Origin of the sequence: Nocardia goodfellowii (assembly GCF_017875645.1) — a bacterium.
GTDB lineage: Bacteria > Actinomycetota > Actinomycetes > Mycobacteriales > Mycobacteriaceae > Nocardia > Nocardia goodfellowii.
In genome coordinates this window covers 3,531,298-3,545,315 of the sequence record NZ_JAGGMR010000001.1, presented here as the reverse complement: position 1 = coordinate 3,545,315, position 14,018 = coordinate 3,531,298, and the positions used below count along the sequence as shown (strand labels likewise).

The window sequence follows — 14,018 nt, the reverse complement described above, 5'->3', positions numbered from 1 at the left end:
CGGGTCATGCGGAGCCACCCGGTCGCCACAGACCGACGTGGTAGCCGACGCCGAAAGGAGCGCCCTGATATAGGGTTTCAGCCTTCGGCGCGATACAGTCCTCGGCGAACAAGCCCGCCAGCACCTGGTAGGCGGCGCGGCCGGAGATGCCGACCTCCGCGCAGAGTTCCGGGTCCAGCGCGAGCACGCCGGCCACGTCCCCGGTGGCCAGGGCTCGATCGAGCTCCGCCTGCACGCCGGCGGCCCGGGGATGCAGGTAGCCGGGCGATGTGGTGGTCAGCTTGCACGAACCATCCGCGATCACCAACGCGCCGACGGCCGTCCGGCTGGCACCGAAGCTCGCGCGCAGCGCTGTCCCGAGGCGCACGCACTCCGCGCTGGGCTCGTCGGCGTCGGCGAAGTACACCGACACGCGCGTATCGGGTGCGGCCTGCCCGCGCAGCCACCCAGCGATCAAAGCGGACAGCGGCCACGGCGCGGTAGCGTCCTGGTCGCCCGCTCCCCGCAGAGCGGGTCCGGACAGTGCCACCCGGACGTCGGCACCGAAGCCGCGGAAGGTTCCGGTGCCATGATCCGGCTCCAGGGTCCGCCGCGTGGAGTCGCCGATCCCGACCACGACCCACTCCCCCGCCGCGTCCAGCGCCCGCACCGCCTCCAACGCCGCCGCACGCAACGGCGCCACCGGGTCCGCCGCGGTGCGCGCGACAGCGCCGCCGAGCTCGGGGACCAGGATCGGCGGCGACGGGACCAGGGCCGCTAGGGAGAACACTTCGTAAACGGTAGTCGTTGCCGTCTACCGGCTCACGCACCACCGTGCGCGGCGACGCGGGGAACACGACGGCCCCGGCGCGCCGCCGGCTCGAGTGTCTCTGCGCCGATCCGAGCCGGGGATTGATACTGTCGAGGTGCTACAACCCAGGTCATCATGGGTTGACATCCGCCGGAATCCACCGGGGGAGAGCGTGGATCGATGGTCTCGAAGAGCTCGGACCGGGTTCAATGGAATGAGCTAGGGCGTAACCAGGCAGCCGTGACGCGCGGCAAGGACGGAGAGCAATGAGCGACAGCAACGGGACCGCGAAGGACACGCAGGACTCCGGTGCCCCGAAGCCCGGACCCACCCCCCATCCCAAGCCCCATGCGATGAAGCCTGTTCCGGGCCCGTCCCAGCCGCATCCGCATCCCGTCGTCGTGCCCGCCGTCTCCGATCCCAGCGCCTGGGGGCGAGTCGACGAAGACGGCACCGCCTGGGTGAAAACCGCTGAGGGCGAACGGGTCATCGGTTCCTGGCAGGCCGGTGACGCCGCCGAGGGGCTGGCGCATTTCGGCCGCCGCTTCGATGATCTGGCCACCGAGGTGGCATTGCTCGAAGCGCGCCTGGCCGCGGGCGCGGATGCCCGCAAGACCAAAGCCGCCGCCGTCGCACTGGCCGAATCCTTGCCCACCGCCGCTGTGATCGGCGATATCGAAAGTCTCGCCCGGCGCCTGCGGGCAATCGCCGAGCATTCCGAGGAAGCGGCCGCGCAGGCCAAAGAGGAGAAGGAACGCGCCAAGCACGAGCACACCGAGCGCAAGGAAGCGCTGTGCTTGGAGGCCGAGAAGATCGCCGCCGAATCCACCCAGTGGAAGGCGGCCGGTGATCGGCTGCGCGAGATCCTCGACGAGTGGAAGTCGATCCGCGGGGTGGATCGCAAAGTCGACGACGCGCTGTGGAAGCGGTACTCGAAGGCCCGCGAAGCGTTCAACCGGCGGCGCGGCGCGCATTTCGCCGAACTCGATCGGGAACGCGCGGCCGCGAAGACCCGCAAGGAAGAGCTGTGTGTGCGGGCCGAGGAATTGTCCGGCTCCACCGATTGGGCCGGCACCGCCGCCGTCTTCCGCGATCTGCTGACCGAATGGAAGGCCGCCGGCCGCGCACCCCGCGAAGCCGACGAGGCACTGTGGCGGCGGTTCAAGAGCGCCCAGGATGTCTTCTTCGCCGCCCGCAACGCGGCCGTCACCGAACGCGATGCCGAGTTCGAGCACAACGCCACCGCCAAGGAGGAGTTGCTGCGCGCCTACGAGCACATCGACCCGGCCACTGGACTGGACGCCGCCCGTGCCGCCCTGCGTGAACTCCAGGACAAGTGGGACGCCATCGGCAAGGTCCCGCGCGAACGCATCCAGGAACTCGAAGGCAAACTCCGCACCATCGAAAAGCGAGTCCGCGAAGCCGCCGACGCCCAATGGCGCCGCAGCGACCCCGAAGCCGTGGCCCGCGCCGCCCAATTCCGCGAGCGCGTCGCCCAATTCGAAGAACAAGCCGCGAAAGCCCAGGCCGCGGGCAACACTCGCGACGCGGAAAAAGCCCTCGCCCAAGCCCAGCAGTGGCGCGAGTGGGCCGAAGCCGCGGAAGGCGCCGTCAGCAACCTCTGACGGCGCGGCCGGGTCAAGCCCGGCTGGTGAACCCCTTCGAAAGACGCAGGCGGCCATGGAGGCGGGAATCGAACCCGCGACTCCCCCCATGCAGTGAGGGAACTCTACCGACTGAGTTACTCCATGGCCGCGGCCAACCGTATGCGAGCCGATGGCGTTGGCGCGAGCCGTTTTTCGGCGCACGTACGGATCCGATTCGCATGAATGGTCGATCGGCGCACGCATGTGCGGAGGGTGTGGAGGGTTGGGGCGGGTCTTGTCGCGGCGGCAATAGGGGTGGTGATCCGGCGATAGCGTCAGCATGGTGCGGCAGGTGTGGGAGTCATGGGGCGATGTGCTGATCGTGTGGGCGTTGGCGGTGCCGGTGCTGATTGCCGGGGCGGGGTTGGGGTTTCGGCTGCGGGTGCGGTGCGGGCAGGAGCCGGTTCGGGCGTTTCGGCATACGGCGGCCGAGGCCGGGGTGGTCGGCGGGACGCTGCCATGGGTATGGATGATCCTGACGCCCACGGGAGGTGCGGGGCAGGTGATCTTGGTTCCGTTGGTCGATCTGTTCGAGACGCTCACCGAGGCGTCGACCAACACTGTGGTTCAGGTGACCGCGAACCTGGTGCTGTTCATCCCGCTGGGTTTCCTACTGCCGCTGCGGTTTCCGCAGCTGACGGGCGTCCTGCGGATGACGCTGATCGGCGCGGTCTTGTCGACGGTGCTGGAGATCGCCCAGTATGTGCTGGATCTGGGCCGCTACACGTCGGTCGACGACGTGCTCATGAACGCGGCCGGAGCGGGCATCGGCGCATATCTCTGCCGGTGGCACAGCGAACGGCAGCGCTCCTACAGCGCCCGAATCCTCGCCAGAATGAACTGAGGTCATTCGCCGGTGAGACGGCGACGATCGCGCTCCTCCGCCTCGGCGGCGGCGATGCGGCGCTGTTCTTCCGCGGCCAATTGCAAGGTGGTACGGCTCCAGACGACCCGGACCCAGTGGAAGGTGAGCACCATGATGGCGAGGGTGCCGAGGATCAATCCGATGCCGGGGCCGGAGCCATAGATATTGCCGACGCCGGGCGTCTGCCGGTGCCAGATGGAGAAGACGCCGAACGCGCAGCCGATGGCGGAGCCGGCGACAGCGATCCAGGCCAGCACCCAGCGACGGGTCATCAACGCGAGCAGCGAGAAGCCGACGCCGAAGACGACCGCGAACCAGACGAAGATGCGCGAGGGCAGTCCGATGTGCTCGAGCCGGGTGACGTCGGTGCCGAGCAGCACGTCGAAGCCGCGCGCGGCGCCGGCATGCGGCAGCACCAATGACAGCAGCAGCGCGAATACCGCACCGGCCACCACCATCGCGCGCATCCCCGGGTCGATCTCCCCCGCGATGCGTCGCTCGACGGCGTCGAGTTCCGCGCGGAACTGCTCGAAGTCCTTGCTGCTCTCGACCGAGTTCACAGAGTCTCCTTCGGCTGAATCGGCGGCGCCTGGCGTGTCTACTGTGCCATCCCCGCTCGCCGCCGGATCAGTCGGCCCACTACGTCCGGTAGTAGCGTCGTCTCGATCATCCGGTTCGCCATGCGCCGAGCCCGCGTTGCCGCCGTCCATGCCACCTCCTGCGTTGTCCCGGTAGTACCACACCCCGCCGATCGAACACCGAGGTTTCCGGACCGGTACGGCGGGAGTGTCAGTTGGCGCACCCCGTAGCGCACCCGGCCGCGGCGACCGGTTCGAGGACCGGAGCGCCGATCCGCGGCAGCCCCAGCCCGACGCCGATCGGTTCCGTCTTCGGCGTGATACCGCGCTCGTGCGCGTCACCGGCGCGGGTGCGGCGGTGCGACTTGATCGGCGCGTCGGCGATCAAGAAGTGCGGGGCCGCCTCGGTGACGTCCACGACGACGATGTCGCCGGGACGGATCGTCTCGTCCGTGCCGCCCGGCCGGAAGTGCACCAGCCGGCCGTCGCGGGCACGGCCGCTCATCCGGGCGGTGGCGGCGTTCTTCTTGCCCGCGCCCTCGGCGACGAGCAGTTCCACCTCGGTGCCGATCAGTTCGCGGTTCGCTTCCAGGCAGACTTCCTCCTGCAGCGCGATCAACCGGTCATAGCGTTCCTGCACAACGGCTTTCGGCACCTGGTCGGCCATGTCCGCGGCGGGCGTGCCGGGACGGATCGAGTACTGGAAGGTGAAGGCACTGGTGAAGCGCGCCTGGCGGACCACGTCCAGGGTTTCCTGGAAATCCTCCTCGGTTTCGCCGGGGAAACCGACGATGATGTCGGTGGTGATCGCGGCGTGCGGCATGGCCGCCCGCACCTTCTCGATGATCCCGAGATAGCGCGACTTGCGGTAGGACCGGCGCATCGCCTTGAGCACCCGATCGGAACCGGACTGCAACGGCATGTGCAGCTGCGGGCAGATATTCGGCGTCTCGGCCATGGCTTCGATGACGTCGTCGGTGAATTCGGCCGGATGCGGCGAGGTGAACCGGACGCGTTCGAGCCCCTCGATGGCGCCGCAGGCGCGCAGCAGTTTCGCGAAGGCGGACCGGTCGCGCGGCTCGGATTCGTCGACGAAGTTCACGCCGTAGGAGTTCACGTTCTGGCCGAGCAGCGTCACCTCGAGCACGCCCTGGTCGACGAGCGCCCGCACCTCGGCGAGCACGTCACCGGGACGCCGGTCGACTTCCTTGCCGCGCAGCGCGGGCACGATGCAGAACGTGCAGGTGTTGTTGCAGCCCACCGAGATCGACACCCAGCCCGCGTAGGCGGACTCGCGCTTGGCGGGCAGCGTGGAGGGAAAGGCTTCCAGCGATTCGAGGATCTCGACCTGGGCTTCGGCATTGTGGCGGGCGCGTTCCAGCAGCACCGGCAGCGAACCGATGTTGTGCGTGCCGAACACCACATCCACCCACGGCGCCTTGCGGACGACGACGTCACGATCCTTCTGCGCGAGGCAGCCGCCGACGGCGATCTGCATGCCCGGCCGACCGGCCTTGATCGGCGCGAGGTGGCCCAGGGTGCCGTACAGCTTGTTGTCGGCGTTCTCCCGGACCGCGCAGGTGTTGAAGACGACGAGGTCGGCCGTCGCGCCGGGCGCGGCCTTCACATATCCCGCGTCTTCGAGCAGGCCGGACAAGCGCTCGGAATCGTGCACGTTCATCTGGCAACCGAAGGTGCGGACCTCGTAACTGCGTGCGTCTACCACTACCTGTCCGTTCCAATCCACCCATCCAGGGTACGGGGGTAGGCAAACTGGGCTTTCCGCGCGTCACCCCCTGCGGTTGATCACATGGAACTGTTACATCTATGTGACACATCGGCGTGTCGGCGCGGCGTGTTCTCAAAATCGGGGCGAATGCACGTTTTCCCCTTAAGGTCTTGGACCATGACCGACGCCGCTGCCGCGCCCGACACAACCGGGAACGCTTCAACCGGGGACGAAGGCGCTACCACCTCCGCGCCGCCGACGCTGACCAAGGACGCCCCGACCACAGATCCGGGGCCCGCCGCCAGCGGTCCGCCGATGATCTCGATGAAAAAGGTGGACAAGCACTTCGGCGACCTGCATGTGCTGCGCGATATCAACCTCGAAGTGCCCAAGGGGCAGGTCGTGATCGTGCTCGGCCCGTCGGGTTCGGGTAAGTCGACGCTGTGCCGCACCATCAACCGGCTCGAGCCCATCGACTCGGGTGATATCGCCATCGACGGCGTGCCGCTGCCCGCCGAGGGCAAGGCACTGGCCGCGCTGCGCGCCGACGTGGGCATGGTGTTCCAGTCGTTCAACCTCTTCGCGCACAAGACCATCCTCGAGAACGTGATGCTCGCGCCGATGAAGGTGCGCAAGATCAAGAAGGAAGACGCCCGCACCCGCGCCATGGAGCTGCTGGAGCGGGTGGGCATCGCCAATCAGGCCGACAAATACCCGGCGCAGCTGTCGGGCGGCCAGCAGCAGCGGGTGGCGATCGCCCGCGCCCTGGCGATGAATCCGAAGGTGATGCTGTTCGATGAGCCGACCTCGGCCCTGGACCCGGAAATGGTCAACGAGGTGCTCGACGTCATGGTGTCGCTGGCCAAGGAGGGGATGACCATGCTGGTCGTCACCCACGAAATGGGCTTCGCGCGCCGGGCCGGCAACCGGGTGCTGTTCATGGCCGACGGCGAGGTCGTCGAGGACGCCACGCCCGATGTCTTCTTCACTGCCCCGAAATCCGAGCGCGCCAAGGATTTCCTCGGCAAGATCTTGAGCCACTGAACGTCTTCGAAAACCCGAGAAGAGTAGTTAGGAACCCGATGAGGATCACCCGTGCACTTCGCTTCGGTGTCGGGGCGCTCGCCCTGGCACTGGCTGCCTCCGCCTGTGGCGGCGGCGACGAGAAGTCAGCTCTGGACAACGTCAAGGACGGAAAGCTGACCGTCGGCATCAAGTACGACCAGCCGGGTCTGGGCCTGCGCAACAAGGACGGCTCGTTCAGCGGCTTCGACGTCGAGGTCGCCAAGTACGTCGCCGACAAGCTCGGTGTGAAGCCGGAGAACATCACCTTCAAGGAATCGCCCACCCCGCAGCGTGAGTCGCTGCTGGAGAACGGCCAGGTCGACTACATCGTCGCCACCTACTCCATCACCGACAAGCGCAAGGAGAAGGTGGACTTCGCGGGCCCGTACTACGTCGCCGGCCAGTCGCTGCTGGTGAAGTCGGAGAACACCGACATCACCGGTCCGGAATCGCTGAACGGCAACAAGAAGCTGTGCTCGGTGAAGGGTTCCACCCCGGCGCAGAACGTCAAGGAGAAGTACGCCAAGGACGTTCAGCTGCAGGAGTTCGACACCTACTCGCTGTGTGTCGAGGCGCTGCTCAACGGCTCGGTCGACGCGCTGACCACCGACGACATCATCCTCGCCGGTTTCGCCGCGCAGTCCCCCGGCAAGCTCAAGGTCGTCGGTAAGAGCTTCACCACCGAGAACTACGGCATCGGTGTGAAGAAGGGCGACAAGGAGCTCCGCGACAAGATCAACGACGCGATCGAGGCGATGATCGCCGACGGCTCGTGGGAGAAGGCCATCGCCGCCACCGTGGGCGCCTCGGGCTTCCAGGCCACCCAGAAGCCGACGGTGAACCGTTACTGAGGTTCCCCCTCCGCGGGTGGTTCGGGCGATCCTCGAACCACCCGCACTCAGTTCCAACCGATTAGCAAATCCACATCCGATCGGAGGGCCGCGCCCACGTGTTCGACCTGATCTCGCGGTATGACACCAAGATCCTGGAAGCCTTCTGGGTGACCATCAAACTGACCGCCTTCTCCGCGGTCGGTGCACTCATCCTGGGCACCGTCATCGCCGCCATGCGCGTGTCCCCCGTTCCGATCGCGCGCGCGGTCGGCACCGCGTACGTCACCGTCTTCCGCAATACGCCGCTGACGCTGATCATCGTCTTCTGCTCGCTGGGCCTGTACTCGACGCTCGGCTGGACGCTCGGCAGTGACCAGCTCACCGACACCAACTACCGCTGGGCCATCATCGGCCTGTCGGTCTACACCGCCGCGTTCGTCTGCGAATCGCTGCGCTCGGGCATCAACACCGTGGCGCTGGGCCAGTCGGAAGCCGGCCGCTCGCTCGGCTTGACCTTCAGCCAGAATCTGCGATTCATCGTGCTGCCGCAGGCCTTCCGCTCCGTCATCGCACCGCTGGGCAGCGTGCTCATCGCCTTGACGAAGAACTCCACCGTCGCCGCGGTGATCGGCGTGTCCGAGGCCGCGCTGCTCATGTCGGAGATGCTGGAGAACGAGGCCGCGCTGCTGGCCATCGGCGCGATCTTCGCGTTCGGCTTCGTGCTGCTGACCCTGCCGATGGGCCTGCTGTTCGGCTGGCTCGCCAAGCGATTCGAGGTGGCCCGATGACCAAACGCGCTTCCGTTCTGTTCGACGCGCCGGGTCCGAAGGCGCGGGTCCGCTATCTCGTCTACTCGATCGTGGTGATCGTGGCCGTGCTCGCGGGCGCGGTGTGGCTGTTCCTGCAGTTCCAGGACAAGGGCCAGTTCACCTCCGACAAGTGGAAGCCGTTCACCGACGCCGAGATCTGGGAGACCTATCTGCTGCCCGGTGTGCGCGGCACGCTGACGGCCGCGGCGCTGGCGATCGTGCTCGCGCTCCTCGTCGGCATGGTCTTCGGCATTCTGCGGCTCTCGGATCATCGGCTGATGCGCGGCTTCGCGGGCACGCTGGTCGAGGTCGCGCGTGCCATCCCGGTGCTCATCCTGATGATCTTCCTCTACGCGATCTTCGCCGAGTACAAGGTCTTCGACTCCGACCAGCGGACGCTGGCGGCCGTGGTGGCGGCGCTGACCATCTACAACGGGTCGGTCATCGCCGAGATCGTGCGCGCGGGCATCCGGTCGCTGCCCAAGGGTCAAAGCGAGGCCGCGGTCGCGCTGGGTATGCGCAAGAACCAGCTCATGCGACTGGTGCTGCTCCCCCAGGCGATCACCGCCATGCTGCCCGCGCTGGTATCGCAAATGGTGGTGGCGCTGAAGGATACGGCGCTGGGCTACCTCATCCTCTACACCGAATTGGTGCGCTCGGGCTTCCAGATGGGCGCCGCGCTGCAGAACACCATTCCGGCGCTGCTGGTGGTGGGCCTGATCATGATCTTCTTCAACAGCACGCTCACGATGCTGGCGACGAAGCTGGAGCAACGGTTGCGGACGCGGACGAAGAAGGGGCGCGCGGTGCTGGCCGCGGACTCCATCCTCACCGATGCCGCGCCCGGCGTGGACATCACCAACAAGTAGTCCGGAATACGCGCAGCAGCCCTCGCCGGACGAATCCGGCGGGGGCTGCCGCCTTTTCGGTTGGTTTCAGCCGCCAGGACGGACCGGTAGCTCACCCAGACCACGAAACAGGATGCTGTGCTGCCATTCCGGGGTGAACGCGCGATCGGCGAAATCCAAGTCCGGGAAATGGCGCAGCAGCGCCGAGAAGGCGATTTCGGCTTCCATGCGAGCCAGCGGCGCGCCGATACAGAAGTGGATGCCGTGTCCGAAGGCCAGGTGCCCGGAGGAATTGGCGGTGACGTCGAGATGGCCGGGATCTTCGAAGCGGGCCGGATCTCGATTGACGGCGGACAGCGCGACGTACACCAGTTCATCCGCCGGGATGGTGATGCCGCCGATGCGCATCGGTTCCGAGGTGTAGCGAACGGTGGACCAGCCGACCGGTCCTTCGTAGCGCAGGAACTCCTCCACCGCGGCCGGGATGCCCGACGGGTCGGCGCGCAGGGCATCCCACTGGTCACGGTCGCGCAGCAACGCGTAGGTCCCGTTGGCGATCAGGTTCACCGTGGTTTCGTGCCCGGCGACCAGCAACAGGAACGACATCGCTATCAGTTCCTGTTCGTCGAGCCGCTCACCGTCCTCGGCGGGTTGCGCCAGGCTGGACAGCAGGTCCGCCTCCGGTTGTGAACGCTTGGCGGCGATCAACTTTCGCAGATATTCGGTCATCGCGAGCGTCGCCGCGGCGGGCTCTTCCTTTTTGTTGCCCACACCGACCAGCACTCTGGTCCAGGCTTGGAAGTTGGCCCGATCGGCGAACGGTACGCCCAGCAGTTCGCAGATCACGGTGACCGGCAACGGATTCGCGAACGCCTGCAGCAGATCGACCTCGTCGCGCCCGGCCATCTCGTCGAGCAGCGCGGCCGTGATCTCCTCGATCCGCGGCCGCAACGCCGCCACCCGCCGGGGCGTGAACGCCTTGGTGACCAGCTTTCGCAAGCGCGTATGGTCGGGCGGATCGCTGTTGAGCATGTGCGAACCCAGCGCCTCGGCACTCTCGTCGGTCAGGATCTCCGCGTTCTTCCGCCGGAACAGCTCATACATCTCCGAGGCGTTCTTGCGCAGCCGCGGATCGGCCAGCGCCGAGCGCCCTTCGGCATAGCCGATGATCACCCAGCAGGCCACGCCGTGCGTGAACTGCACCCGATGCACCGGCCCGTACGCACGCCACCGCTCGTAATATTGGTGCGGATCGGCGTAAAAATCGCCCCCCACCATTTTGATAGGTTCATCGATCCCGATTTCGCCCACGCTGACCTCGCTACCCACACCCGCTCCGCCTGCCCAGACGCTCAGGCGCTGACAGCCGCCACGCTACCGAAGCCCTTGGCCCGCCGCCGTTTTCGCAGCTGGAAGGAAGGGCAGTGTGCCGGGCCGGCGACCGCGGCGAGCGAGCGGAGGACGACCCGGCCACGTCGAATCAGGAGTAGATCGCAGCCATTTTCTCCCGGTACCACTGCCCGGGTGTTGTGGTGGCCGGTCCCGCGGCCGATCGAAGCGCCGACAGCGGCTCGATGCGCGCATCGAAATTGGGCAGATGGAAGAACGGAATCGAGACCCGCGCAGGGGAATCGCCATGCGCGGGATTACCGACACGATGCATCGTGGAAACCCACCGACCGCCGGTCCAGAACGCCATCATGTCACCGATATTGATCACGAAACTGCCCGGAACGAACGGTACCTCGCGCCAGCGGTCGCCGTGGCGGACTTGCAGGCCGCCGATATCGTCCTGATAGAGGATGGTGAGGCTGCCCCAATCGGTGTGCTCTCCTTTGCGCAGCTGACCGGGCAACGGGGCGACGGTCTGCGGGTAGTAATAGTTCGCGACGATGGTCGAGATGTGCTGATCGATCTTGTCCGCGAAGAACTCGTGGTCCAGGCCGAGAGCCACGGCGAACAGTTCCATCAGGTTCGCGGCCAACCGCTCCATCGCATCGGTGTAGTCGAGCCAGGTCTGGCGAAAATCGGTGGGAGTGCGTGGCCAGCGATTGGATCTGGTCCACGGCAGCGGCTCGTCGCCGAACTGTTCCCGGTATTCGGGGCGGCGGTCGCCGAGAACATTGCAGCTGAAGATCTCGCACAGGTCGGTGGGGGCGTCTCGGCCGATGCTCTTGGCGGCGCTGCCCGCCTGATATCGCAGTCCGCCGGTTTCGGCTGTCGCCAGGACGGAGTCCTTCTCCGCGCGGGGCAATTGGAAGAACTCCAGCGTCGTCGCGTACATGCGGTCGATGAGCTCGCGCTTGACGTCATGTCCGACGATGACGAAGAACCCGGAGGTCGCACACGCCGTGCCGATGGCCTGAGCAATCGCCGCGTGGCCGCTGACGGTGTGCATCGAGGACAGGTCGATGACCGGCACATAGCCGTCGACGATGGTGATCGGCGCGGGGCTATCGATATCGGTATTCACTGATTTCTCCTTCTGGAACTGGGGATTGGCGTACCGGTGCGTTCAGACCGGGGTCCGGACCTCGCTTTCCTCGAGTTCAGTTGCGGGCTCGGTCTTCTCTTCATCGATGGCCAGCCAGCCGATCAGCGCGGCGACGAGCAGAACACCGACGGCTACGGTCAGCGCTACCGAAAAACCACGCACCGTCGCGGCATGCAGCGAGCCGCCATCTCGCACCAGCGCCGCCGCCGCGCCCGTGGCGGCGACGGTGTTGAGCAGCGCCGTACCGAGCGCTCCACCGAGCTGTTGCACGGCATTGAAAGCCGCGGCGGCCACACCCGTCGCCGCGGCGGAGATCTGCGCGGTGGCCAGGCTTGTCGCCGGAGTCATGACACAGCCGAGACCGAGCCCGATCAGCAGTTGCGCGGGCAACAGGAACAGCAGGAAGACATGGTCGGCGTCAGCGGACAGTAGAGTCAGAATCGACATTCCAGCCGCGGTGACCAGCAACCCCGAGACGAGCAGCGCTCGCGCTGAGATCCTGGACAACAGCGGTCCCGCGACAACCGTCGCGCCGACAGCGATACCTGCTGCGGTGAGCAGGAATACGACACCCGCCCGCACCCGCGAATACCGCAATATTCCCTGCATGTAATAGGTCATGAAGAGGTAGAAGCCGAACAGGGCGACCTGGGTAAGCCCGATCGTTATCAGCGTGCCGCCCCGGACGCGGTGCGCGACGACAGTCAGCGGCAGCAGCGGGTGCCTCGTACGTGACTCGATCAGTGCGAACAACGCCAGCAGCGCCACGCCACCGACCAATAGCCCCAGAACAACCCGGTCGCCCCAACCACGGCCCTCGGCCAGCGTGCACGCGTACACCAGTGCCACCAGGCCCGCGGCGCTCGCGAGCACTCCCGGTACATCGAGACTCCCCACCCCCGATCGTGGAGCATCGCCGGGCAGTGCAATGGATCCGGCCAGGGCCACCGCCGCGATCGGCACATTCACGTACAAACACCAGCGCCAGTCGGCATGCTCACTGAGTAGCCCTCCGGCGACCATGCCCACCGCGGATCCGCCGGCGCCGACGGCCGCGAAAACCCCGAAAGCCCTGGCTCGTTCGCGTGTCTCGACGAATGTCGTGGTCAGTAACGACAAGGCCGCGGGCGCGAGCAACGCGGCGAAGGCGCCCTGTCCGGCCCGGGCGGCGAACAACAGCACCGCACCACCGGCGGCCCCACCGACTACCGAGGCGACCGCGAACCCAATCAACCCGATGACGAAAGCGCGCCGGTGCCCGATCGATCCGCTGATGCGTCCACCGAAGAGCAGGAGACCACCGAATGCCAGCACGTACGCGGTAATTACCCACTGCCGGTTCGCGTCGGACAAACCCAGTTCGGCCTGCACCGACGGCAGCGCGATATTCACGATCGTCGCGTCCAGCACCACCATCAGTTGCGCTGTCGCGATCACCGCCAGCGACCACCCGCGGCGACCGACCCGTCCTCGATCGCCGGGTTCTGCTCTGGATTTCATAGCCGCCTCTCGAACGTTGATCTATCTCTAGAACGTTGGTCTAGTACCTGATCAACGTACTAGGATGACGGCATGAAAGCGGGTCGAACTGAGACACAGATCACAACCCAGGGGAAGTCGGGCCCGAAAACGGGGGGCCGCAATGTCTGGCTCAAGCCCGCCCGCACTCCACGAGACGAACCGACGCTCAACCGGACCCGGATCGTCGAGGAAGCGCTCGCACTGCTCGACAGCGAAGGCATCGAACGACTGACCATGCGCCGGCTTGCCGAACGCCTAGGACACGGCTCGACAACTCTTTACTGGCATGTCGACACCAAAGACGATGTTCTCGATCTATGCCTCGACGCCATCTACGGGGAAATTGCTCGCCCCGAGGACACCGGCGATTGGCGTCGCGAAATCACCGCCATGCTCACTGGATGGCGCACGGTGATGTTGCGGCACCGATGGTCGGCAACCCTGGTGGGGCGCCCCATGATCGGCCCGAACATCCTGGCGCACATGGAGTTTCTGCAATCCGCACTGCTTCGCGCCGGACTGACCGATTCCCGTCTGGCCGCGGCGACCTGGGGGTTGTACAACCTTGTCATGGGCGCGTCGGTGACGCGTGCCGGGTGGCTCATGCCCGCCGAGGAACAGGCACAGGCGCACCAGCACCTCACCACGCACAGCGACCGCTACCCCACGCTCGCCGCGCACGGCTACATGCTCGACGAGGACTGGGATGGCGCGTTCACCCGAAGTTTGGACTACTTACTCGACGGCATCCAGGCCCAGATAGAGCGCGGCGAATCCTGAGCGGCCCGAGACCAATTCGTCAGCAGCGCGACGGCTGCCGGAGGTGAAATACCGGGCCTG

At 66.5% G+C, this 14,018-nt stretch carries 13 protein-coding genes and 1 tRNA gene; 7 read left to right on the top strand and 7 right to left on the bottom strand.

Translation table 11 applies throughout. The features are described 5' to 3' along the window. Window positions 1-4: 4 nt before the first annotated feature. On the bottom strand, window positions 5-769 hold the full coding sequence (locus tag BJ987_RS16170) for a class III extradiol dioxygenase subunit B-like domain-containing protein (protein WP_209890348.1): 765 nt from the start codon (window positions 767-769) through the stop codon (window positions 5-7). Between the two features lie 287 nt (window positions 770-1,056). On the opposite strand from BJ987_RS16170, the gene BJ987_RS16165 reads away from it, so the two are divergent. Then, entirely contained in the window at window positions 1,057-2,415 is a 1,359-nt protein-coding gene (locus BJ987_RS16165; RefSeq protein WP_209890344.1) for a DUF349 domain-containing protein, read from the top strand. Between the two features lie 53 nt (window positions 2,416-2,468). Here BJ987_RS16165 and BJ987_RS16160 read toward each other — a convergent pair. Further along, window positions 2,469-2,541: transfer RNA gene (locus BJ987_RS16160), tRNA-Ala, on the bottom strand. Window positions 2,542-2,719: 178 nt separating this feature from the next. Between BJ987_RS16160 and BJ987_RS16155 the strand changes: the two genes are divergently transcribed. Then, window positions 2,720-3,280 carry a VanZ family protein gene (locus BJ987_RS16155; protein WP_209890340.1) on the top strand — a complete coding sequence of 187 codons (561 nt, stop codon included), beginning with the start codon at window positions 2,720-2,722 and terminating at the stop codon, window positions 3,278-3,280. 2 nt (window positions 3,281-3,282) lie between these two features. Here the strand turns inward: BJ987_RS16155 and BJ987_RS16150 are convergent, their stop codons facing one another. Next, window positions 3,283-3,861 carry an Rv2732c family membrane protein gene (locus tag BJ987_RS16150; protein WP_209890337.1) on the bottom strand — a complete coding sequence of 193 codons (579 nt, stop codon included), beginning with the start codon at window positions 3,859-3,861 and terminating at the stop codon, window positions 3,283-3,285. 229 nt (window positions 3,862-4,090) lie between these two features. Then, the gene (gene miaB, locus BJ987_RS16145) at window positions 4,091-5,605 is read right to left on the bottom strand and encodes a tRNA (N6-isopentenyl adenosine(37)-C2)-methylthiotransferase MiaB (RefSeq protein ID WP_209898491.1); all 1,515 of its coding nucleotides are present in this window, start codon (window positions 5,603-5,605) and stop codon (window positions 4,091-4,093) included. A gap of 318 nt (window positions 5,606-5,923) precedes the next feature. On the opposite strand from miaB, the gene BJ987_RS16140 reads away from it, so the two are divergent. From BJ987_RS16140 to BJ987_RS16125, 4 genes are all read left to right on the top strand, one after another. Then, window positions 5,924-6,652: an amino acid ABC transporter ATP-binding protein gene (locus tag BJ987_RS16140; protein WP_209898489.1), complete on the top strand. Its 729-nt coding sequence runs from the start codon at window positions 5,924-5,926 to the stop codon at window positions 6,650-6,652. A 38-nt stretch (window positions 6,653-6,690) separates the two neighbouring features. After that, window positions 6,691-7,524, top strand: a complete 834-nt coding sequence (locus tag BJ987_RS16135) for a glutamate ABC transporter substrate-binding protein (RefSeq protein ID WP_209890334.1) — start codon at window positions 6,691-6,693, stop codon at window positions 7,522-7,524. A 98-nt stretch (window positions 7,525-7,622) separates the two neighbouring features. Further along, window positions 7,623-8,294, top strand: coding sequence for an amino acid ABC transporter permease (locus BJ987_RS16130; protein ID WP_209890332.1), 672 nt, complete (start codon window positions 7,623-7,625; stop codon window positions 8,292-8,294). After that, window positions 8,291-9,184, top strand: coding sequence for an amino acid ABC transporter permease (locus tag BJ987_RS16125; protein WP_209890329.1), 894 nt, complete (start codon window positions 8,291-8,293; stop codon window positions 9,182-9,184). The genes BJ987_RS16130 and BJ987_RS16125 overlap by 4 nt, the downstream gene beginning before the upstream one ends. 66 nt (window positions 9,185-9,250) lie before the next feature. Here BJ987_RS16125 and BJ987_RS16120 read toward each other — a convergent pair whose 3' ends face one another. The 3 genes from BJ987_RS16120 to BJ987_RS16110 all read right to left on the bottom strand — a co-directional run bounded on the left by BJ987_RS16120 (window position 9,251) and on the right by BJ987_RS16110 (window position 13,157). Beyond that, window positions 9,251-10,441 (bottom strand): cytochrome P450 family protein, encoded by a 1,191-nt coding sequence (locus BJ987_RS16120; protein ID WP_209890326.1) that lies wholly within the window; start codon window positions 10,439-10,441, stop codon window positions 9,251-9,253. Between the two features lie 202 nt (window positions 10,442-10,643). Then, window positions 10,644-11,636, bottom strand: coding sequence for an isopenicillin N synthase family dioxygenase (locus BJ987_RS38010; RefSeq protein WP_209890323.1), 993 nt, complete (start codon window positions 11,634-11,636; stop codon window positions 10,644-10,646). A gap of 42 nt (window positions 11,637-11,678) precedes the next feature. Beyond that, window positions 11,679-13,157 carry an MFS transporter gene (locus BJ987_RS16110; RefSeq protein ID WP_209890321.1) on the bottom strand — a complete coding sequence of 493 codons (1,479 nt, stop codon included), beginning with the start codon at window positions 13,155-13,157 and terminating at the stop codon, window positions 11,679-11,681. A 72-nt stretch (window positions 13,158-13,229) separates the two neighbouring features. Between BJ987_RS16110 and BJ987_RS16105 the strand changes: the two genes are divergently transcribed. Then, the gene (locus tag BJ987_RS16105) at window positions 13,230-13,958 is read left to right on the top strand and encodes a TetR/AcrR family transcriptional regulator (RefSeq protein WP_209890318.1); all 729 of its coding nucleotides are present in this window, start codon (window positions 13,230-13,232) and stop codon (window positions 13,956-13,958) included. The last annotated feature ends 60 nt before the right edge of the window (window positions 13,959-14,018 follow it).